The sequence below is a fragment of the Peterkaempfera podocarpi genome (assembly GCF_042466665.1).
Classification (GTDB): Bacteria; Actinomycetota; Actinomycetes; order Streptomycetales; family Streptomycetaceae; genus Peterkaempfera; species Peterkaempfera podocarpi.
Window position 1 is genome coordinate 540,348 of the sequence record NZ_CP162102.1, and the last position, 20,506, is coordinate 560,853.

At 72.9% G+C, this 20,506-nt stretch carries 18 protein-coding genes; 6 read left to right on the forward strand and 12 right to left on the reverse strand.

The features are described from left to right. The first annotated feature begins 64 nt into the window (after positions 1 to 64). Positions 65 to 1,915, forward strand: coding sequence for an MFS transporter (locus AB0761_RS02450; RefSeq protein ID WP_377267167.1), 1,851 nt, complete (start codon positions 65 to 67; stop codon positions 1,913 to 1,915). A 92-nt stretch (positions 1,916 to 2,007) separates the two neighbouring features. Here AB0761_RS02450 and AB0761_RS02455 read toward each other — a convergent pair whose 3' ends face one another. Further along, positions 2,008 to 2,457 carry a universal stress protein gene (locus tag AB0761_RS02455; RefSeq protein ID WP_377267168.1) on the reverse strand — a complete coding sequence of 150 codons (450 nt, stop codon included), beginning with the start codon at positions 2,455 to 2,457 and terminating at the stop codon, positions 2,008 to 2,010. Positions 2,458 to 2,720: 263 nt separating this feature from the next. Here AB0761_RS02455 and AB0761_RS02460 point away from each other — a divergent pair, with 263 nt between their 5' ends. After that, positions 2,721 to 3,413, forward strand: coding sequence for a hypothetical protein (locus AB0761_RS02460; RefSeq protein ID WP_377267169.1), 693 nt, complete (start codon positions 2,721 to 2,723; stop codon positions 3,411 to 3,413). A 7-nt stretch (positions 3,414 to 3,420) separates the two neighbouring features. Here AB0761_RS02460 and AB0761_RS02465 read toward each other — a convergent pair whose 3' ends face one another. The 3 genes from AB0761_RS02465 to AB0761_RS02475 form a co-directional block, all read right to left on the reverse strand. After that, entirely contained in the window at positions 3,421 to 3,708 is a 288-nt protein-coding gene (locus AB0761_RS02465) for a hypothetical protein (protein WP_377267170.1), read from the reverse strand. 48 nt (positions 3,709 to 3,756) lie between these two features. Then, on the reverse strand, positions 3,757 to 5,952 hold the full coding sequence (locus AB0761_RS02470; protein ID WP_377267171.1) for a glutaminase domain-containing protein: 2,196 nt from the start codon (positions 5,950 to 5,952) through the stop codon (positions 3,757 to 3,759). 465 nt (positions 5,953 to 6,417) lie between these two features. After that, the gene (locus AB0761_RS02475) at positions 6,418 to 7,131 is read right to left on the reverse strand and encodes an IclR family transcriptional regulator (protein ID WP_377273914.1); all 714 of its coding nucleotides are present in this window, start codon (positions 7,129 to 7,131) and stop codon (positions 6,418 to 6,420) included. 105 nt (positions 7,132 to 7,236) lie between these two features. Between AB0761_RS02475 and mhpD the strand changes: the two genes are divergently transcribed. Genes mhpD through dmpG form a run of 3 tightly spaced genes read left to right on the forward strand, consistent with a single transcriptional unit; the run spans position 7,237 to position 10,054 of the window. Further along, on the forward strand, positions 7,237 to 8,064 hold the full coding sequence (gene mhpD, locus AB0761_RS02480; RefSeq protein WP_377267172.1) for a 2-keto-4-pentenoate hydratase: 828 nt from the start codon (positions 7,237 to 7,239) through the stop codon (positions 8,062 to 8,064). After that, positions 8,061 to 9,029 (forward strand): acetaldehyde dehydrogenase (acetylating), encoded by a 969-nt coding sequence (locus AB0761_RS02485; protein WP_377267173.1) that lies wholly within the window; start codon positions 8,061 to 8,063, stop codon positions 9,027 to 9,029. The genes mhpD and AB0761_RS02485 overlap by 4 nt, the downstream gene beginning before the upstream one ends. Further along, positions 9,026 to 10,054: a 4-hydroxy-2-oxovalerate aldolase gene (gene dmpG / locus AB0761_RS02490; RefSeq protein WP_377267174.1), complete on the forward strand. Its 1,029-nt coding sequence runs from the start codon at positions 9,026 to 9,028 to the stop codon at positions 10,052 to 10,054. The genes AB0761_RS02485 and dmpG overlap by 4 nt, the downstream gene beginning before the upstream one ends. 59 nt (positions 10,055 to 10,113) lie before the next feature. On the opposite strand, the gene AB0761_RS02495 is transcribed toward dmpG, so the two are convergent. The 8 genes from AB0761_RS02495 to AB0761_RS02530 all read right to left on the reverse strand — a co-directional run bounded on the left by AB0761_RS02495 (position 10,114) and on the right by AB0761_RS02530 (position 18,392). Continuing rightward, positions 10,114 to 11,127 (reverse strand): sugar phosphate isomerase/epimerase family protein, encoded by a 1,014-nt coding sequence (locus tag AB0761_RS02495; protein ID WP_377267175.1) that lies wholly within the window; start codon positions 11,125 to 11,127, stop codon positions 10,114 to 10,116. Between the two features lie 29 nt (positions 11,128 to 11,156). Then, the gene (locus tag AB0761_RS02500) at positions 11,157 to 12,548 is read right to left on the reverse strand and encodes an alkaline phosphatase family protein (RefSeq protein ID WP_377267176.1); all 1,392 of its coding nucleotides are present in this window, start codon (positions 12,546 to 12,548) and stop codon (positions 11,157 to 11,159) included. Continuing rightward, on the reverse strand, positions 12,545 to 13,720 hold the full coding sequence (gene eboE / locus AB0761_RS02505) for a metabolite traffic protein EboE (RefSeq protein ID WP_377267177.1): 1,176 nt from the start codon (positions 13,718 to 13,720) through the stop codon (positions 12,545 to 12,547). The genes AB0761_RS02500 and eboE overlap by 4 nt, the downstream gene beginning before the upstream one ends. A 2-nt stretch (positions 13,721 to 13,722) precedes the next feature. Continuing rightward, entirely contained in the window at positions 13,723 to 14,598 is an 876-nt protein-coding gene (locus AB0761_RS02510) for a TatD family hydrolase (protein WP_377267178.1), read from the reverse strand. A gap of 134 nt (positions 14,599 to 14,732) precedes the next feature. Further along, entirely contained in the window at positions 14,733 to 15,362 is a 630-nt protein-coding gene (locus tag AB0761_RS02515; protein ID WP_377267179.1) for an EboA domain-containing protein, read from the reverse strand. Then, entirely contained in the window at positions 15,359 to 16,270 is a 912-nt protein-coding gene (locus AB0761_RS02520) for a sugar phosphate isomerase/epimerase family protein (protein WP_377267180.1), read from the reverse strand. The genes AB0761_RS02515 and AB0761_RS02520 overlap by 4 nt, the downstream gene beginning before the upstream one ends. After that, a complete protein-coding gene (locus AB0761_RS02525) occupies positions 16,267 to 17,229 on the reverse strand; it encodes an SCO3242 family prenyltransferase (RefSeq protein WP_377267181.1) in 963 nt (320 codons plus the stop codon). The genes AB0761_RS02520 and AB0761_RS02525 overlap by 4 nt, the downstream gene beginning before the upstream one ends. Beyond that, the gene (locus AB0761_RS02530; protein WP_377267182.1) at positions 17,226 to 18,392 is read right to left on the reverse strand and encodes an inositol-3-phosphate synthase; all 1,167 of its coding nucleotides are present in this window, start codon (positions 18,390 to 18,392) and stop codon (positions 17,226 to 17,228) included. The genes AB0761_RS02525 and AB0761_RS02530 overlap by 4 nt, the downstream gene beginning before the upstream one ends. 493 nt (positions 18,393 to 18,885) lie before the next feature. Between AB0761_RS02530 and AB0761_RS02535 the strand changes: the two genes are divergently transcribed. Beyond that, the gene (locus tag AB0761_RS02535) at positions 18,886 to 19,872 is read left to right on the forward strand and encodes a sugar phosphate isomerase/epimerase family protein (protein WP_377267183.1); all 987 of its coding nucleotides are present in this window, start codon (positions 18,886 to 18,888) and stop codon (positions 19,870 to 19,872) included. Positions 19,873 to 20,506: the final 634 nt, after the last annotated feature.

Below are 20,506 nucleotides of genomic sequence, written 5' to 3' on the forward strand. Positions count from 1 at the left end.
TAATCTTTCAGCCCGCCCGAGCGCCCATGGCGATCAGCGGGCGAATCGGAGGAACGGGCTAGCAGTGGCCACTCCCGAACAGGCGTCACCCGTCATATCCCCGGCTCCCGAGCGGGGCCGCCATTACAAGTGGATCGCACTGTCCAACACCACACTCGGTGTGCTGATGGTGATGATCAATCAGTCCATTGTGCTGATCGCCCTTCCGGACATCTTCCGGGGCATCCACCTCGACCCCCTCGACCCGTCCAACACCAGCTATCTGCTGTGGATGCTGATGGGCTTCATGGTCGTCACGGCGGTGCTGGTGGTGACCTTCGGCAGACTCGGCGACATGTTCGGCCGGGTACGCATGTACAACATGGGCTTCGCGGCCTTCACCCTCTGCTCGGTGATGCTCTCGCTGACCTGGATGCAGGGCAGCGCGGGCGCGCTGTGGCTGATCGGCTGGCGGATCCTCCAGGGGATCGGCGGGGCGCTGCTGTTCGCCAACTCCACCGCCATCCTCACCGACGCCTTCCCGGTGGAGCAGCGCGGTACGGCGCTGGGGATCAACTCCCTGGCGGCGATCGCCGGTTCCTTCCTCGGACTGGTGCTGGGCGGCGTGCTGGCGCCGGTGAACTGGAAGATGATCTTCCTGGTGTCGGTGCCCTTCGGCATCTTCGGCACGGTCTGGGCATATCTGAAGCTGCGTGACACCGGAGTGCGGCAGCGGGCCCGGATGGACTGGTGGGGCAATGTCACCTTCGCCGTGGGCCTGATCGCCATCCTGGTGGGCATCACCTACGGCATCCAGCCGTACGGCTCCAGCACGATGGGCTGGAGCAACCCCTGGGTGCTCGCGGCGCTGATCGGCGGTGCGGTGGTGCTCGCGGTCTTCGTACGCATCGAGACCGTGGTCGCCGACCCGCTGTTCCGGCTGTCCCTCTTCCGGCTGCGCGCCTTCACCGCGGGCAACATCGCAAGCCTGCTGACCGCGCTGGGCCGCGGCGGCCTCCAGTTCATGCTGATCATCTGGCTGCAGGGGATCTGGCTGCCGCTGCACGGCTACAGCTTCGAGCAGACCCCGCTGTGGGCCGGCATCTACATGATCCCGCTGACCATCGGGTTCCTGCTCTCCGCGCCGGTCTCCGGCTGGCTGTCGGACCGCTTCGGCGCCCGGCCGTTCACCGTGGTCGGCACCCTGGTCACCGCGGGCAGCTTCCTGGCGTTGATGACCCTGCCCACCGACTTCACCTACTGGGTCTTCGCGCTGCTGCTGCTGGTCAACGGCCTGGGATCGGGACTGTTCTCGTCCCCCAACCGCGCCGAGATCATGAACGCCGTCCCGGCGGACTCACGCGGTGCCGGCGCCGGTATGACGGCGACGTTCCAGAACTCCTCGATGGTCCTCTCCATCGGCATCTTCTTCAGCCTGATGATCGCCGGTCTGTCGCACACCCTGCCGGGCGCGATGCATGACGGACTGGTGCAGCAGGGCGTGCCCGAGGGGGTGGCCCAGCAGGTCTCGCAGCTCCCCCCGATCGCCGTGCTGTTCGCGGCCTTCCTCGGCTACAACCCCTTCCAGCAGCTGCTGGGCGGACAGCTCTCCGGGCTGCCGGACGGCGGAAGTGCCGTCACCAGCAAGCAGTTCTTCCCCCATCTGATCTCCGAGCCCTTCCACCGGGGCCTGGTGGTGGCCTTCTGGTTCGCCGTGGCCGCCTGCCTGGTCGCCGCGCTCTCCTCGCTGCTGACCGACCGGGTCGGCCGCCGGCACAAGCTGACGGCCGTGGAATCCCTGGGGTCCGAACTGGCCGCTGTGTCCGGCGAGGCCGGCCTCGCGCCGAGCGAGCTGGTGATTCCCAGCGGCGAGCGGCCGGGCAGTGGCGCCGAGGTCACCGCGGGCGGGGCGCCGTCGGGTACGGACGCCTCCTGAGCCGAAGCGGCTGAGCCGCGGGCCCGCCGGGTGCACCCGGCGGGCCCGCGGCTCAGCCGTCGACGGCGGGTCGCACCGCGCGTGCGGCCCGGTCAGGGGACCACGGTCACCGGCCAGCGCCCGGATCTGACCAGACGGGCGGCGATCGACCCGGGGAGGCGGCGGCCCATCCGCCGGGAGGTCCCGATGACGACGGCGTCGGCGTGCAGCTCGCAGGCGGTCTGCGAGAGGCAGGTGACCACATGCCCTGAGACCGTACGGAACTCCCAGCGCAGCGCGCTCCCGCCGTCCATGGTGGCAAGCCCGGCGCGTACCTGGTCGCAGATCTGCTCGGCGACCGAGCGGGTCATCTCGACCAGCGCCGCTCCCAGTCCGGTGGTGGCGGCCATCGCGGGAACGGGCTGGACATAGAGCAGCACCAGCATCGCGCCCTGCCGCCGGGCCAACCCGGTGGCGTAGGCGACAGCCCGCCAGGAGGCGTCGGAACCACTCGCCCCGACCAGGATCACTCGTGGACCGTCCGTCCCGCGCTCGAACGTCAAGCCCGTCCTCCAGGGTCCACCCGGCCCGGGGCGCGCCTGAAGGGCTGCCACACGGCGTCGGGCGATGGTTAGTTTACGTGCGCTAATCGTATGGCGACAGACCCTGGCGTCACTGACCAGCCCCTTCTGCGGGACGACCGGCCCGCCCGGCTCCCCTGACGGCTGCCCTGACGGCTGCCCTGCCGGGCGTCCAGAACGGTTGCCCGGCCGGGCGGCGACCCGGTGATACTGGCGGAAGGGAACGGGGGCGAAGGAGGAATGCGATGCCCGAGTGGCCCGCCGCGCACGGCACCTCCCTCAGCGCGGCCCAGCAGCGCGCGGTCCTGGACGCCGACCCGGTCACGGGGGAGGTCACCGGCAGTCAGTCCGTGCTGCGCGCCCTGGTGGCCAAGCGGCTGGCGGAGACCTACGGACGGCGCGGCGCCCGCTATCTGACGGATTTCGGGCGGCAGGTGCGCGCCCGGCTGGAAGCCGCCCACCGTGCTGCCCCGGAGCCCGGCCCCGAGTCCGGCTTCACCACGGCGACCGGCGAGGAGATCGGCGCACCGGAGCCCGCCCCCGGACGGGCGGCCGCAGCGGCGGCCGCCTGGGAGTCGCTGCTGGAGATCCGCCGGATGACCGGTGGCGGTACCCGGCCGGAGCAGACCCCGGCCGCCTGGGAGCGCACCCGTACGGTCGCCGCGGTGGCCCTGACGCTGGAGGCCGCGGGGGTGCCCGCCGCACTGGCCGCGCCCTCGGGTCGGCGCCTGCGGGCCGGCTACCTCGTCACCGAGGGAGCCGGCCCGGGCCGGGTGCGGGTGGAGTGGCGGGCACTGCCGGGCACCCCGGCCGCGGCGGAGGCCGAGAGACGGTTGGAGTCCTGCGCGGCCCTGCTCACCCGGTGGGGGTGGGAGGCACTGCTGTACCAGGCCTCGGGCGGGGTCCGCTTCCTGACCGTGGCCGCTCCCCCGCCCTGACCCAGCCTCAGCCGAGCCCGACCCGCCAGGCCAGCACTCCGCCGGAGACGCCGGGTCGCAGCTGCACCCGCAGGCGCAGGGCGGTGGCGGTCACCGGGGTGACCGAGACCTGGTTGAAGGTGTCCGCCGCCACGCCGTACACCGGGTCCCCACCGGCCGGCTGCCAGTCGCCGCCCGGGGTGCGGTACTCCAGCCGCCAGGACTGGGGGACGCGACAGGCGCCGTGGCCGGTGTCGTCGTACCAGTACACCGACACCCCGCTCACCCGGACCGGCTCCGCGTAGGCGTACTGCACCCACTCCCCGGTGCCGGTCCGGTCGGGACGGGGGTGGACGGGGTCCGGCTACTCGGCGAGGCTGAGCAGGGCGAAGATGCCGCCGACGACCGGGCGGGCCTGGAAACCGCTCTGACGGTTGGTCACCGTGTCGTACCAGTCGGTGAGAGGAACCCGGGACGGCGAGGTGTCGGCGAAGTCGTAGAGGGCGCCGACCAGGTAGTCGCTGACGGGGTGATCGCGCAGCCACGCGGCCGTCCACATCTCCCAGTCGCCCTTGGTGTAGGCGTGCCGGACGTCCATGGGCACGCCGTACTGGTTGGCCTGGGTCAGGTACCAGGCGGCCTCCTCGGCGGCCACGGCCCGGGGAATCAGGTGCAGGCCGAGCAGGGCGTCCGGGTAGCCGTTGTACTTCAGGCTCCAGGTGCCGGGCTGGTCGTAGGCCAGTTTGAGGTGGTCGGGGGTGGTGTCCTGGGCCTTGGCCGCCCATTGGGCGATGTAGTCCTCCGCGGTGGCGCGATAGTGCGCGGCGTCGTCCGGCTTTCCCGCGACGGTGGCCACCTGGCCCATGGCGCCGATCGCCAGGATGCCCTTGAGTGCCAGGTTGGCGCTGTGGCCGATGAAGCCGGTGAAGTCGTCGGTCTGGTTCTGGTAGCCCGGGTCGAGGGCGTTGTCCACCAGGTAGTCGGCCCACTGCTTGAGGACGGGGTAGTGGTCGCCGGCGAATGCCCTGGCGTCCCGGGAGTCCGCACGAGCGAGGTAGGCCGCGGACATGATCAGCATGTTGGCCGACTCCTCGACCGGCATGTCCTCCTCGTTGCCGTCGTTGTGGCCGGTGGCGTTGGGGTAGCCGGAGCCGAGATCGTGCTCGGCATAGGCCTTGGGCCAGCCACCGTGCTCGGGATAGTCCAGCAGCGGGGCGAGCAGCAGGCCGAGGTAGGCCGGGTCGAGGGCGAGGAAGACGGGCATGGCGGGATAGGTGACGTCGATGGTGGAGACGTTCCCGTCGCTGGAGATCTCCTTCAGGAACGCCCAGGGCGCTCCGTCCCGGCTGACCAGTTCGGTGCCGGCGTACGCCTGCCGCAGCGCGAGTGCGCACAGTGCCGCGTACTTGGCGCCGCCGGCGGCGGTGGCCTGGGCCTTGACCTTGCGGTCGAGGGCGGCCGTGCGGGCCTTGGCAGCGTCGGCGTCGGCGTGGAAGTACGCCGTCATCTGCTGCCAGGTCGGCCAGTGGGACTTCCACAGCGGCGGCAGCGGGGTGCCGAGGTAGCTGACGGCCGGTTCGCGGACATGGCCGACGGACAGCACCAGGGTCTCCGCCGTGCCGTGCACATTCCCGAGGTCGGCGTGGAAGGCGAACACCGGCCAGCTGTCGTTGATGGGCCTCGGCTGGCGGGTGTCCGCGGTGTCGGCGAGGCGGCCGTCCTTCAGCGCGGTGGTCCGCACCTCGGCATCGGCACCGATCTGCCAGGTCAGTCCGGGCCGGTCGGTGGCGCTCCAGACGACGGTGCCCCAGGTGGCCATGTCGCCGTCCTCGCCGAGCTCCCGCGGGGCGTCAGGTGTGAAGGAGAGCGAGGTCAGCGAGGTGCTGCCGGGGCCGGTGTGCTGCTCCTGGGCCCAGCGGATCCGCGTCCCGGCGTTGGCATGGGCCCACTCGCCGGAGATGTCGAGATACAGGGCGACGTCGTGGGCGTGGCCGTCCGCGCTGCGGACCTCGGCTGTGACATAGGAGAGCGGCATCGACTGGCGGCGCAGGTCGCCGGGTTCCACCGGGGAGAGGAAGGTGAGCGTCAGCTGCACTCCCCCGGCTTCAAACAGGTACTGCGAGCGGGTGGCGGTGACCGTCAGGGAGCGCTGGACCATGCCGCGCAGCACCTGGCCGGGGATGTTGGGGGCGCCCAGGAAGAGGAAGGGGACGCCGTCGATCCTGGCGAGGCCGGTCATGGCGGTGGTGCGGCCGGTCCAGAAGGAGGGCCAGGTGCCGGCGAGGTTGTCGGCGGGCATCCAGGTGCTCAGGTACGGGGAGCGCACAGCCAGCGGGACGGCCGGCGGCCGGATGGGGTCGAAGGAGGGGGAGAGCGCGGAGCGGGTGCCCCCGGCCGCGGTGGGAGCGGCCTCGGGGGTGGCGGCCTGTGCGCTCTGCGCCGCTCCGGGCAGCAGCGTCATTCCGGCGGCGCCGAGGCCGGCCAGTCCGGTCCACCGCATCAGGCCGCGCCGGGTGAGTCCGTCACCGGGCAGGTCGGCGGCAGGGTCGCGGTGTGTCATGGGTTCCTCCAGGGGCCGCTGGTGGGAGCGGTGACGGCAGGGGATGCGCGCCCGGACGCCGCGCGCCGTACCGGTGCGGGGGTGGGTGCGGTCGGCCGCGGCGCTCGCGGCGTCGGGCGTCGGGCGTCGGGTCGGGCTTTGACAACGTTGGAAATCGAGGCAGGCAGAATGACAGCACGGCCCTGCTGTCGTGTCCACCCCCGGGGAACCGTTCGTTACCGTCCAGACTGCACAGAGCTGAGCGCCGCCGAACTGACGTGACGACAGATCTCCTGCTCAACAGTGACTTCGCGGCACATGTCACATGGCGTCACGGGATCGCCGGCCAGCTGGCGCACGACTCTTGACTGCCGGCTCACGATGCCTCAGGGTCATGTACATCGTTGAAATCAGCATCATGGTGGCGCCGTTCGCTGTCCTAGGAGTCCAGCAACCGGTCGCCCGACCGGGGCCGCGCCCGGCGGCTCAGCGCAGCGCCCGGGAGAGCCCCAGCGCCGCCGTCCGCACCGCCGGGGCCAGCTGGGCGGGCCGGAAGCGGGCCTTGGGGACCGCGACCGAGAGCGCCGCCACCGCCTCACCGCCGGCGAAGACCGGCGCGGCTATGCAGGAGACGCCCAGGGCCGCCTCCTGCTCCTCGTAGGCCAGACCGGAGACCTGTGTCTGCTCCAGTGCCGTGCGCAGCCGCGCCGGGTCGGTGACCGAGTGGCGGGTGAGTCTCGGCAGGGGGTCCGCGAGCACCTCCTCGGCCAGGTCGGGGCCCGAGAAGGCCAGCAGCGCCTTGCCGACCCCGGTGCAGCTGAGCGGCAGACTGCCGCCGACCCGGGAGGGCAGCGGCAGCGGGTCGTGGCCGTGGATGCGCTCCACGTAGACCACCTGGCGCCCCTCACGGATGCCCAGGTGGACGGTCTCATGGGTGGCCTCGTAGAGGTCCTGGAGGAACGGCAGCGCCGTCTCCCGCAGGTCGTGCCGGCGGGGGACCAGCATGCCGAGCTCGAAGAGCCGGCCGCCGAGCCGGTAGCCGGTTCCGGTGCGCTCCAGCAGAGCGAGGCGCACCAGGTCCGCGGCGAGCCGGTGGACCGTGGCCTTGGGCAGTCCGGTGCGCTCCGTGAGTTCCGCAAGACGGTACGGGCCACCCGTCGGACGGAAGCAGTCGAGGATGACGGCGGCCTTGTCGAGCATGCTGCCGCCGGATTCGTTCCGTGTCACGGAACAATGATTGCCCGGTCCGCAGGATCGCGTCTATACCGGTTCCGTCACCCCCCACGACTCCCTGGAGTGGTCGCCATGCCGACTCCCCCCACTGCCGACGCCCCGGGCGCAGCGGTACGCAAGGCCGCCGACGCGCTGGCCGAGGCCGCCCGCAGCGGGGTGCCCTGCGCACCCGTACGCGATCTGCTCGCCGACGGCGACGTCGCGGAGGCCTATGCCGTGCAGCGGCTGAACATCCAGCGGTCCCTCACCGGGAACCGCCGGGTGGTCGGCCGCAAGATCGGCCTGACCTCGCCTGCGGTGCAGCGCCAACTCGGCGTGGACCAGCCGGACTTCGGCGCGCTGCTGTCCGACATGGCGGTGCCCGACGGCGGTCTGGTGCCCGCCGGACGGCTGCTGCAGCCCAAGGTCGAGGCCGAGGTGGCCCTGGTGCTGGGCCGGGACCTGCCCCACCCGCAGTGCACGGTGGCCGATGTGCTGCGCGCGGTCGACTTCGCCCTGCCCGCGCTGGAGCTGGTGGACAGCCGCATCTCCGGATGGGACATCAGCCTGGTCGACACGGTGGCCGACAACGCCTCCTCCGGCCTCTTCGTCCTGGGCGGCACCCCGGTGCCGCTGACCGCGGTGGACCTGCGCGGGGTCGCCATGACGATGACCCGCGGCGACGAGGAGGTCTCCCGGGGCACCGGGGCCGACTGCCTCGGTGGTCCGCTCAATGCCGCGGTGTGGCTGGCATCCGTCCTCGCCGAGGCCGGTGATCCGCTGCGGGCCGGGGATGTGGTGCTCACCGGCGCGCTCGGCCCGATGGCCGCCGCCTCGCCCGGCGATGCCTTCGAGGCGCACATCAGCGGCCTGGGGTCGGTACGGGTGTCGTTCGCCCTCGACGAAGGAGAGATCCAGTGACCCGCACCCAGCCCGGCGCCCGGACCAGGGTCGCCGTCATCGGTTCCGGCAATATCGGCACCGATCTGATGATCAAGATCCTGCGGCTCTCCGACAGCCTGGAGATCGCCGCCATGGCCGGCATCGACCCCGACTCCGACGGTCTCGCCCGGGCCCGCCGCCTCAAGGTCGCCACCACCCACGAGGGGGTGGACGGTCTGCTGCGGCTGGACGAGTTCGCCGGTGTCGACCTGGTCTTCGACGCCACCTCGGCCGGTGCCCACCGCCACAACGACCAGGTGCTGCGGGCCGCCGGCCGCCGGGTGGTCGACCTCACCCCGGCCGCGCTCGGCCCCTATGTGGTGCCGCCGGTCAATCTGGACGCCCATCTGGACGCCCACAACGTCAACATGGTCACCTGCGGCGGCCAGGCCACCATCCCGGTGGTGGCGGCCGTGGGCGCCGTCACCCCGGTGCACTACGGCGAGATCGTCGCCTCGATCGCCTCCCGGTCCGCCGGACCCGGCACCCGCGCCAACATCGACGAGTTCACCGAGACCACCTCCGCCGCCATCGAGCAGGTCGGCGGTGCGGCCCGCGGCAAGGCGATCATCGTGCTCAACCCCGCCGAGCCGCCGCTGATCATGCGGGACACCGTCTACTGCCTGGTCGGCGACTGCGACGACGCCGCGGTGACCGCCTCGGTGGAGGAGATGGTCGGACGCGTCCAGGCGTATGTCCCCGGCTACCGCCTCAAGCAGAAGGTCCAGTTCGACCGCGTCGACGCCGACGACCCGCTGCGCCGGCTGCTGCCCCCGGGCTCCGCCTCCGCCGACCCGGTGAAGGTGTCGGTGTTCCTGGAGGTCGAGGGCGCCGCCCACTATCTGCCCTCGTACGCGGGCAATCTCGACATCATGACGTCCGCCGCGCTGCGCACCGCCGAGCGCATGGCCGCACACTGCTCCCCTGAGGTGGCTCCCCGATGACCGCGACCCCGCCGCCCGCGCTGTATGTGCAGGATGTGACCCTGCGCGACGGCATGCACGCCATCCGCCACCGCTACACCGTCGACCAGGCACGTACCATCGCCGCGGCGCTGGACGCGGCCGGCGTCGGTGCCATCGAGATCGCCCACGGCGACGGACTGTCCGGCTCCAGCGTCACCTACGGGGTCGGCGCCCACACCGACTGGGAGTGGATCGAGGCCGTCGCCGACGCCGCCCGGCACGCCGTCCCCACCACCCTGCTGCTGCCCGGCATCGGCACCGTCCACGACCTCAAGCAGGCCCATGCGCTGGGCATCCGCTCGGTGCGGATCGCCACCCACTGCACCGAGGCCGACATCTCCGCCCAGCACATCACCGCCGCCCGCGAGCTGGGTATGGATGTGGCCGGGTTCCTGATGATGTCCCATATGGCGGAACCCGCCGAACTCGCCCGCCAGGCCAAGCTGATGGAGTCCTACGGCGCCCACTGCGTCTATGTCACCGACTCCGGCGGCCGGCTCACCATGGACGGTGTGCGCGACCGCTTCCGCGCCTACCGCGAGGTGCTGGACCCGGCCACCGAGCTGGGCATCCACGCCCACCACAATCTGGCCCTCGGCGTCGCCAACACCGTGGTCGCGGTGGAGTCCGGAGCCGTCCGGGTCGACGCCTCGCTGGCCGGGCAGGGCGCCGGGGCGGGCAACTGCCCGCTGGAGGCGTTCATCGCGGTCGCGGACCTGATGGGCTGGAAGCACGGCTGCGACCTCTTCCCGCTGATGGACGCCGCCGACGATCTGGTACGTCCGCTCCAGGACCGCGAGGTCAGGGTCGACCGGGAGACCCTGACCCTCGGCTACGCCGGCGTCTACTCCAGCTTCCTGCGCCACGCCGAGCGGGCCGCCGCCCAGTACGGCCTGGACACCCGGTCCGTGCTGGTGGAGGTGGGCCGCCGCAGGATGGTCGGCGGCCAGGAGGACATGATCACCGACATCGCCCTGGACCTGGCCGCCGAGGCGCAGGGCTGAACCCCCGGGCCGCCGGACCCCGCCCGGGTCCGGCGGCCCGTGCTCGGGCGCCGTGGCCGCTACGCCGGATCCGTGGTGCCGAAGGCGGCGTCGAAGGAGCGGGCGGGCGGCTCTATCGCGGTCAGCCGGCGGACGAAGGCCAGTGCGTCGGGTCCGCCGACCAGCCGGTCCATGCCCGCGTCCTCCCACTCCACCGAGATCGGGCCGTCGTAGCCGATGGCGTTGAGCACCCGGAAGCAGGCCTCCCAGGGCACATCGCCGTGCCCGGTGGAGACGAAGTCCCAGCCGCGGCGCGGGTCGCCCCAGGGCAGGTGGGAGCCGAGCCGGCCGCTGCGGCCGTTGAGCTGCTTGACCGACTCCTTGCAGTCCACGTGGTAGATCCGGTCCTGGAAGTCCCAGAGGAAGCCCGCCGGGTCCAGGTCCTGCCAGACGAAGTGCGAGGGGTCGAAGTTGAAGCCGAACGCCTCCCGGTGCCCGATCGCCTCCAGAGTGCGGACCGCCGTCCAGTAGTCGTAGGCGATCTCCGAGGGGTGGACCTCGTGTGCAAACCGCACCCCGACCTCGTCGAAGACATCCAGGATGGGGTTCCACCGCTCCGCGAAGTCGGCATAGCCGCGCTCGATCATCTCCGGCGGCACGGGCGGGAACATGGCCACGGTGTGCCAGATGGACGACCCGGTGAAGCCCACCACCGTCCGCACCCCGAAGGCCGCCGCCGCCCGGGCCGTGTCCTTGATCTCCTGTGCGGCGCGGCGGCGCACCCCCTCGGCCTCCCCGTCGCCCCAGATCCGGGCGGGGAGGATGCCCCGGTGGCGCTCGTCGATGGGGTGGTCGCACACCGCCTGGCCGGTGAGATGGCAGGAGATGGCCCAGCAGCGCAGCCGGTACTTCTCCAGCAGGGCCCGCCGCCGGGGGATGTAGTCCGGGTCGGCGAGCGCCTTGTCGACCTCGAAGTGGTCGCCCCAGCAGGCGATCTCCAGTCCGTCGTAGCCCCAGTCCGACGCCAGTCGGCAGACCTCCTCGAACGGCAGGTCGGCCCACTGGCCGGTGAAGAGGGTGATCGGGCGTGGCATGGGCTCCTCCGTGGGGTTGTCGGCGGCGGTCAGCGGTGGTCCGGGCCCGGCAGCCCGGCCAGACGCAGCAGCAGGTCCTTCACCTCGGTCGCGGCGTAGTGGTCGCGGGCCTCGGCGGGGTGCGAGCAGAGCAGCAGCGGGCCGTCCTCGGCGCGGTCGGGCAGCCGGCCGTGGCTGCCGCGCACCGGCGCGGGGTCGAGGGGCACCACGCTCATCCGGTAGCGCATACCGAGCTTCTTGCGGGCCAGTGCGGTCGCGGCCTTCAGCTTGACCAGGGGGTCCTGGGGGTCCATGAAGAGCTCGGCCGGGTCGTAGCCGGGTTTGCGGTGGATCTCCACCAGCCGGGCGAAGTCCGGCGCACGGGCGTCGTCCAGCCAGTAGTAGTAGGTGAACCAGGAGTCCGGCTCGGCGACGGCGACCAGTTCCCCGGCGCGCGGGTGGTCGATGCCCTGGGCCTTCTTGCCGTCCTGGTCGAGGACCTCGGCCACGCCCTCGGTCCCGGCGAGCAGTTCCCTGACCCGGTCGGTGTCGGCCGGGTCCGCGATGTAGACATGCGCGATCTGGTGGTCGGCGACGGCGAAGGCGGCCGAGGTCCAGGGGTCCAGGTACTCCATGCCGTCCTGGGTGTGGACGTTCAGCAGTCCGGCGCGGCGCAGCACCCGGTTGACGTCCACCGCCCGGGACACCCCGGTGATGCCGTACTCGGAGAGCGCGACGACGGTGACCCCGCGGGCGGCAGCGTCCGCCAGCAGCGGCCCGAGCACCCGGTCGACCTCGGCGGCGGCGGCAGCCGCCCGCGGGTCGTCGGGGCCGTGGCGCTGGAGGTCGTAGTCGAGGTGGGGGATGTAGACCAGGGTGAGGTCGGGGGCGTGGGCGGCCAGGATGTGGCGGGCCGCATCGGTGATCCACTGGGAGGAGGCGATGGAGGCGGTGGGCCCCCAGTAGGTGAAGAGCGGAAAGGTGCCGAGCCGGTCGGTGAGCTCGTCGTGGAGGTCCGGCGGCCAGGTGTAGCAGTCGGGTTCCTTGCGGCCGTCGGAGTAGTAGACGGGCCGGGGGGTGACGGTGAGGTCGACATCGGCGCCCATGGCGTACCACCAGCAGACATTGGCGACGCGGTAGCCGGGTTGTGCCCGCCGGGCGGCCTCCCACACCTTCTCCCCGCCGACCAGGGCGTTGTGCTGACGCCACAGCATGACCTCGCCGAGCTCGCGGAAGTACCAGCCGTTGCCGACGATGCCGTGCCCGGCCGGCGGCTCCCCGGTGAGCAGGGTGGACTGCACGCTGCAGGTGACGGCGGGCAGGACGGTGTCCAGCCGGGCGGTGAAGCCCTGCTCCCCCACGGCGCGCAGCCGGGGCATATGGGCGAGCAGCCGGGGGGTGAGGCCGACCACGTCGAGGACGAGCAGGGGGGCGGCGCTCATAGGGCGGGCTCCTTCAGACCGAGGGCGAGCAGCTGGTCGCGGGTCCAGGCGAGTTCCGCGGCGATGCCGTCCACCAGTGCGGCGGGGCCCTCGGGGCGGCGGTCGGCGGGCAGCACACCCCAGGTGTAGGTCTCCACCTCGACATGGGTGGTGCGGGGGTGGTCGCCGCCGAGCAGCGCCGCGAGGGTGGCCTCCAGCTGGGGGCGGGTGGTGGTGAGCGGCGGGGCGGGGTCGGCGTGCAGCGGGGCGTGGAAGTGGACCCGCCAGGGGCGCCGCCCGGGCAGGCCGCCGGCCAGGGCCTCGTCCAGGTCGTCGACCGCCTGCGGGGCCTGGCCCGGTGCGGCGGCCTCGCGTACCTGGTGCAGAAAGCGGGGCTCGGCGAAGGCGGCCAGTGCCGCCCGGGTGGCCGGGTCGGCCGGGTCCCGGGCCTGGAGGGCACAGGAGGCCTGGGTCTTGACGACGGGCAGTGCGGCCGCGTCCAGCCGGGCGAGGGCCTCGGCGGGGTCCTCGAAGCCGACGGCGAGATGGCAGGCGTCCAGGCAGATGCCGATCCGGTCGGTGTCCACGCCGGCGAGGTGGCGGGCCGCCTCGGTGGTGGTCTCCACCACGCAGCCGGGTTCGGGTTCCAGCCCGACCCGGACGGTGCGGCCGGTACGGTCCGCGATCTCGGCCAGGCCGGCGGCGAGCCGGTCCAGTCCGCGGGCGGCCGCGTCCCGGTGGCCCTCCTCCCAGGGGGTACGCCAGGCCAGCGGCAGGGTGGAGACCGAGCCCTGGTCGGCGTCCTCGGGCAGCAGTGCGGCGAGGACCCGGGCCAGGTCGAGGGTGTAGCGCAGCCGGTCGGAGGTGGTCCAGTCGGGCCGGTAGACGGCGTGTTTGACCACCGGGTCGTGGAAGCCGCGGTAGGGGAAGCCGTTGAGGGTGACAACCTCGAGGCCCCGGGCGGCCAGGTCGGTGCGCAGCCTGCCGAGGGCGGCGGGGTCGGCGGCGAGGGCTGCGGCGGCGTCGGCGGCCAGCCAGAGTCCCAGGCCGAGCCGGTCGGCGCCGAGTGTGCGGCGTACGGGTTCGGCATAGCGGGCGAGTTGGGCCAGGATCCCGTCGAGGTCCTCGGCGGGGTGCACATTGGTGCAGTAGGCGAGATGGACGGTGCTGCCGTCGGGGTGGCGCAGGCGCACGGTCAGGCCTCCGTCCGGGCGCCCCGCAGTACCGAGTTGCCCGAGAAGGTGGCGCCCTCGCCGCCGGTGTCCGGCGTGTCCGGCGCGTCGGGCCGGAGCCGGCCGCTCTGGCCGTAGAACGCCACCGGGTTGTGCCAGAAGACCCGGTCGACCTCCTCCTGCGGGAAGCCGTCGGCGAGCATGGCGTCGGCGGTCCGCCGGGTCTTCAGAGGGTCGCTGCGGCCCCAGTCGGCGGCGGAGTTGACCAGGATCCGCTCGGTGCCGAACTCACGCAGCAGACGCACCATGCGCTGCTCGTCCATCTTGGTGTCCGGGTAGACGGAGAACCCCATCCAGCAGCCGGAGTCGGCCACCTCGGCCACCGTCACCTCGTTGAGGTGGTCCACGACCACCCGTTCCGGGGCGATCCCCGACTCCTTGACCACATCCAGGGTGCGCCGGGTACCGGCCGCCTTGTCGCGGTGCGGGGTGTGGACCAGCACCGGCAGGTCATGGGCGACGGCGAGCTGCAACTGGGCGGCGAAGGCCGCGTCCTCCTCGGGCGTCATGGAGTCGTAGCCGATCTCGCCGACCGCTACCACGGCGTCCTTCACCAGATAGCGGGGCAGTTCGTGGAGGACCTCCGTGCAGCGGGGGTCGTTGGCCTCCTTGGGGTTGAGGGCGATGGTGCAGTGGTGGCGGATGCCGAACTGTGCGGCGCGGAAGGGCTCCCAGCCGATCAGGGAGTCGAAGTAGTCCAGGAAGCTGCCCACCGAGGTGCGCGGCTGGCCCAGCCAGAACGCCGGTTCCACCAGGGCGCGCACCCCGGCGGCGTACATCGCCTCGTAGTCGTCGGTGGTGCGGGAGGTCATATGGATGTGGGGGTCGAAGATTCGCATGCGGGTCTCCCGGTGGGTGGGGCTGCGCCTGGCACGGGGCGATGGCCGGTCGGGATCGGGGATCGGGGGCTGCGGCCCGGCGGACCGGGCTCACTGGACTGCGGCTCGGGCACGGCTGGTCGGACGGCGGCCGCTCAGGGGGCGGTGCTCCGGGAGCAGGCCTCGACGGCCGGCCCGATGTCGGCGGGGACCGGTCGGCCGGCCGCGGTGCGCTCCGCGGCGAACGCGGTGAGCATCCGGGCCAGTTCCGCGTCGGCCCGCGCGGGCAGACCCGGCAGCACCGCCAGCGGGATCCCGGTGAAGACGCACTTGAGTACGCCCTGGCGGTAGCCGTCCGGGTCCAGGTACGCGGTCGCGTAGTCACCGAGGGCGGCCGCGACCAGCCGGGTGTCATTGGTCCGCAGCGCATCGCGGACCAGCGGCAGCGCCTCACCACCGAGCGGCAGCAGCGGCAGGGCCCGCAGCACGGCACGGCGCTCCTCGGCGTCCCCGGTGCGGTAGAGGGTGTCCGTCCGGTGCAGCAGGGCGTCCCCCCGCAGCGGCAGCGCCGTCAGCAGCAGGGCCCGTGCCGCGTCGTCCACCGTCCAGCCGTACGGTCCCGAGTCGCCCAGCGGGCCGCGCCCGCAGCGCCGGCCGGCCTGCGGGAACAGGGTGTGGACGGCCGAGGGGTCGGCGGCCACGGCGGCGAGCGAGTCGTCGAGCCAGCGCCTGCCCGGCTCGGCGGTCCGGTCGTCCAGTGCGGCTCGCAGCTGGTCCGGTGTCATACCGGTTCCTCCTCACGGTGGTTGGCGGGGTCGTGCGTATGCAGGAAGTCCAGGGAGCGACGGGCCACCCCGGGCGCGTCATGGCTGTGGCGGGGCAGTTCCACCGCGACCAGGCCGTCGTAGCCGATGTCGGCGAGGGCGGCCAGCACGGGTGGGAAGTCGATCTCGCCCTGGCCGAACTCCAGATGTTCATGGGTGCCCCGGCGCATGTCGTCGATCTGCACATTGACCAGCCGGTCGGCGCCGAGGCGCACGCACTCGGCCACGGGGTGGGGCTCCAGGCAGCGGCAGTGGCCGATGTCGAGGGTCAGCCCGAAGACGGCCGGGTCGCCCAGGTCCGCGCAGAGCCTCCGGTAGCCGGCGAGGTCCTCCACCAGCATCCCGGGCTCGGGCTCGAAGCCGAGGACCACCCCGGCCGACTCGGCCGCCTCGACCACCTGGGCACAGCCGTCGACCAGCCGCTCCCAGGCGGTCTCCGGCGGCAGGCCGGCCGGTCCGACTCCGCTCCAGAAGGAGACCGCCTGGGCGCCCAGCCCGGCGCCGATGTCCACCGCGCGGCGCAGGAAGCCCACCCGGCGGTCGCGGCCGTCGGCCGACAGCAGGGTGGGTTCGTGCTTGCGGCGCGGGTCCAGGAGATAGCGGGCGCCGGTCTCCACGACGACGTCCAGCCCCAACCGGTCCAGTCGGCGGGCAAGGGCCGCCACCCGGGTGGCGACATGGTGGGCGTAGGGGTCGAGGTGCTGGTGGTCCAGGGTGAGGGCGACCCCCTGGTAGCCCAGTTCGGCGATCACGGCCAGCGCGTCCTCGAGGCGGTGGTTGGCGAAGCCGTTGGTGCCGAAGCCGTAGCGCAGTGCGGACGTTCCGGCGGCGGGGGACGTGGTCGGGCGGACGGCCGGCTCGGGCCTCATGTGGGGGACACCTTCCGGGCGAGCGCCCTGGCCAGCGGGAGGGCCGCCGCTATCGGCAGGGCGGACCGCAGGGACCCGGCGCCCGCGGTGAGCGCGGCCTGAAGCGGGATCAGCCCCAGGATCCCGGCGCCCACCGCACGCTGCACCTGCCGGGGAGCGGGGTCGGCGGCGGCGCGGGCCTGGGCGCGGCCGACGGTTGCGGCGTAGCCGGTGAGTGCGCCCGCGGCGGCCAGGCGATGCCGTCCGCCGGTGTGATGGCGAGCGGGGAGCGCACACGCCGCGGCGGCGGCCGTCACCGCGCCGGTGGCTGCCAGGGCGGCCCTGGGCAGCCGGGGGTCGGCGCCGGACACCTCGCTGCGGCTGAGGACGGTGACCGCGAGGGTGTGCCCGGCGATGGTGGCCGCCGCCGGGACTGCGGCGCGCAGCCTGCCGGGACCGGCGCCGAGCAGGACGTCCAGGCCCCTGGCGGCGGCCATCACCGCGGGTCCCGCCCGGCCGGACTTGGCGCCCAGGTCGTACAGCCACACGGTGGCGGCCAGCGGTCCGGCGACGGCCAGGGCCCGGCGTCCGCCGCTCACTGCGGCCAGCCCGAGCGCCGCGCCGGTGAGGCCGGCGGCCACACCCAGCGCCGCGGGTGCGCCGATCCGGCCGGAGGGGAGCGGGCGTTCCGGGCGTTCCACGGCGTCCAGGTCGCGGTCGGCCCAGTCGTTGAGCGCCATGCCGGCCCAGTAGAGGCAGACGGAGGAGGCGGCGAGTCCGGCGAGCGCCGGGGTGGGCCTGCGGTGTGCAGCCGCCGCTCCGGCCAGCACATCGCCGGGCACGGTGAGCGCCGCCGGGGCGCGTACCAGCTCGGCGAGGGCCCTCAGCCGCTCGCGGGCGCCGCCGCGGGGGGTGGGCAGGGGGCGCGCAGGCGGAACTGACGGCGTGCCGGTCTCCCGGTGCACGGTCGGCGCGCTCACCGTGCCTCGCCCAGGCCGGCGGCGAAGTCGCGCAGGTCCGCGTACTGCTGCATCAGGCCGTGCTCCTGGGCGCCGACCGGGTCCTTGAAGAAGAAGGCCAGTTCGGACAGCGGGCCGCGGCGGCCGCACTGGTGCGCCCGCGCGGCCAGCCGGGCCAGGTCCAGGACCAGCGGCGCGGCCAGCGCGGAGTCGCAGCCCGCCCAGGTGAACTGGAGGTTCATCCGTACCCCGAGGAAGCCGTCGAAGACGATGTGGTCCCAGGCGGTCTTCCAGTCGCCCAGGGCGGGGACGTAGTCGATGTGCACCTCGCCGTCCACCGGGCGCCCCATGGTCTCGGCGAGCACCCGCTGTTTGGAGGCGGACTTGCTGGCCATCGCGGCCGGGTCGGCGAGGGTCTCCCCGTCGCCGCCGCCCAGCAGATTGGTGCCGGACCAGGCCTGCACCTCCAGTCCGCGGGCGGCGAACATCGGGGCCAGGGTCGCCTTCAGCAGCGTCTCCCCGGTCTTGCCGTCGCTGCCGGCGTACGGCAGGCCCTCGGCGGCGGCCAGTTCGGCGAGCGCGGGGAGCCGCATTCCGGTCGAGGGGGTGAAGTCGACATGGGCGCAACCCGCCCGCAGTGCCGCATAGGCGTAGAGCGAGCTGGCCGGCAGCACCTCCTGCCCGGCGGCGAGGGCGGTCTGCAGCGCCCGGGCGGAGGCATGGGCCGGGTGGGGGACGGCGACGGGCTCGGTGGAGGAGACATTGACCACCACGACCCGGGCCAGGCGGTGCCGCTCGCGGAAGGAGGCGATGTCGGCCGCCATCGTCTCGGCGACCTCGGCCTGTGCGGCCCCGCGGCCGGTGAGCGGTGCCGGGCGGATCTCAGCGTCCGCTGTCACCAGGTCGTCGTGGACGAGGGCGGGCAGGCCATGGGGCAGCACCCCGGCCGCGACCAGTTGCTCGGCCCGCTTGGGCAGCGGGGTGCAGGCGATGTCGTGCCCGCCGAAGACCAGGTCGCCGGGGCGGGGCAGGCCTGCGTCGGGGAAGCCCGGCTGCTCGGTGACGCAGCCCGTCGTCCGGGCCAGGCCGGCTCTCAGCGCGGCAGCTCCCGCGACGGCGGTGGTGGCCACCGATCCTCGCGCTCCGACCAGCCACACCCCGGTACGGCTGCTCTCTTCCGCCATCTCCGTCACCTCCGTCGTCCGGTGCGCCGGTGTGCTCCCGCGGGCATTCGGCGGCGCGGTGTCTGTGGCACTGCTGCTCCTTCTGATGCGCTCCTCGCGCCATAGAAAGCGCTTACCCCAAGATGCGGTACAGCGGCGCTCCGGGGCATGGGGGCGGGTGAGGGTGGGAAGGGCGACCAGAAGGTGGCAGGCGGTGATGAGCGTGGCCCGCGCCGGCAGCCCTGTCAACCCACTATCGCCCTGCCGAGGCGAATAAACCTCAGATGTGGGCCATCTTTTAACCAGTCGTCAAGAAGTTGCGTCCATATTCGTCAAATCTCTGGACACTCCCGAGGGAAGCCTCCTACTGTCTCGCCACGGCAGGCAGTCACCGCCCGGACAGAGAGCGCTTCCGCTCTCGATGTCCCCGGCATCCCCACTCGACCGTGTCCCGCCCCCGCGCCGCCCCACGACGCGCCGGCAAGCCAACCCCCTCAGATATGAAGGAGTGGCCTTGAGCCAGCCACGCAGAGACTTCGACCGCCGGACCTTCCTCCGAGCCACCGCAGGAGCCACCGTCGCCGTCGGCGCCGCCTCGCTGCTCGGCGCAGCGCCCGCCGCCGCCACCACGGAGCACTCGACCCACCAGCGGGGCTCCCTGACGATTCCCCGCGACCGCATCGCCATCCAGCTCTACAGCGTCCGGGACAAGGTCAGCCAACTGGGCTTCGCCGTCGTCTTCGAGGAGCTCGCCCGGATCGGCTACCAGGAGGTGGAGTTCGCCGGATACACCCAGAACACCTCCATCCTGGGCCGCCAGATCACCCTCCCGGAGATCCGCAAGCTGCTGGACGACAACGGCCTGCGCGCCGTCGGCAGCCACATCGGCATCGACAGCCTGCGCAACAACCTCCAGCAGGAGCTGGACAACGCGCAGATCCTGGGCATGCCGCACGTCGGCACCGCCAACGCCCCCTCCGACACCAACACCGTCGCGGCCTACCAGGCGGCGGCGGAGGACTTCAACACCTGGGGTGCGGCCGCGTCCGCCCGCGGGCTGAAGCTCTACCAGCACAACCACTCGGGCGAGTTCGCCTTCGGCACCGACCAGCCGTCGGTGCGGCTGTACGACGTCTTCCTCAAGAACACCGACCCGCGCCATGTGTTCCTGGAGATGGACGTCTACTGGGCGTTCGTGGGCCAGTTCCGCTTCCCGGGCTTCGACCCGGCCGCGTACGTCCGCAACCACCCCTACCGCTACCCGCTGTTCCACATGAAGAACGGCGAGAGCGACCCCAGCGTCCCCGACGGCTACGACATGACCGAGTTCGGCGACGGCAACATGCCGTACCAGCGGTTCATCCACGCCATCGGCCCGCGCGGCTCCCACGTCGGCATCTGGGAGCAGGACAACGCACCCGGCACCCAGCCCGACCCGCCGGGCTCGCTCGGTGCCGCCGAGCGGAGCTACCAGGCGCTGGCGCAACTGCTGAGGCACTGACGCGGAAGGCGCACATCGCGCCGCACCGCAGCACCGACCGGCCCGCCGTCCGCACCGCGACCCGGTGCGGACGGCGGGCCGGTCCTCACCACGGCCGACCCGGCCGGCCGACGGCCACGGGGAGACGCAACCACTGTGCAGCGCAGACCGGGAACGCCGGGCCGCCCGACCCCGGCGGCCGCGCCGCCCGTCCGGATCACGGTCCGACGGGCCGCTGCCGCGGGCCGGCTCCATGAACGGAGCACGGTCACCGGCGGCGGCGGCAGCGGCAGCGGCAGCGGCAGCGGCAACCGGCGTCCCCGGGGCGCCGTTCGCGCACCCCTGGGAGCCCACCGCGGTCGGCTGCGACCGGCCGGGCGCACCGATGTTCGGGAAGTGCGCGACGCTCCGCCCGTCAGCCCTCCCCCGCGGCCTCACCGGGTGACCCACACCGTCCTGACCAGGGGCGCGACCGCGCGGCGGACTGGCCTGGCCGACTCAACCCCGCCCCGCCACCGTAGGCCGTACCGCGGTGGCGGGGCGGTTCCATCCCGGGGGTTCCGTCGATGCGCTCTGAATTTTTGATGATTTCTCAAAAAGTTCTAGACGGCCCCAGCAGAAGCTTCTAACGTTTCGCCACATCAAGTCTTCCGAG

Coding starts and splice junctions, on each gene's coding strand:
- AB0761_RS02460 (WP_377267169.1), top strand. CDS start 2,721: ATGCCCGAGTGGCCCGCCGCGCACGGCACCTCCCTCAGCGCGGCCCAG.
- AB0761_RS02470 (WP_377267171.1), bottom strand. CDS start 5,952: ATGACACACCGCGACCCTGCCGCCGACCTGCCCGGTGACGGACTCACC.
- AB0761_RS02475 (WP_377273914.1), bottom strand. CDS start 7,131: ATGCTCGACAAGGCCGCCGTCATCCTCGACTGCTTCCGTCCGACGGGT.
- mhpD (WP_377267172.1), top strand. CDS start 7,237: ATGCCGACTCCCCCCACTGCCGACGCCCCGGGCGCAGCGGTACGCAAG.
- dmpG (WP_377267174.1), top strand. CDS start 9,026: ATGACCGCGACCCCGCCGCCCGCGCTGTATGTGCAGGATGTGACCCTG.
- AB0761_RS02495 (WP_377267175.1), bottom strand. CDS start 11,127: ATGCCACGCCCGATCACCCTCTTCACCGGCCAGTGGGCCGACCTGCCG.
- AB0761_RS02500 (WP_377267176.1), bottom strand. CDS start 12,548: ATGAGCGCCGCCCCCCTGCTCGTCCTCGACGTGGTCGGCCTCACCCCC.
- AB0761_RS02510 (WP_377267178.1), bottom strand. CDS start 14,598: ATGCGAATCTTCGACCCCCACATCCATATGACCTCCCGCACCACCGAC.
- AB0761_RS02515 (WP_377267179.1), bottom strand. CDS start 15,362: ATGACACCGGACCAGCTGCGAGCCGCACTGGACGACCGGACCGCCGAG.
- AB0761_RS02520 (WP_377267180.1), bottom strand. CDS start 16,270: ATGAGGCCCGAGCCGGCCGTCCGCCCGACCACGTCCCCCGCCGCCGGA.
- AB0761_RS02530 (WP_377267182.1), bottom strand. CDS start 18,392: ATGGCGGAAGAGAGCAGCCGTACCGGGGTGTGGCTGGTCGGAGCGCGA.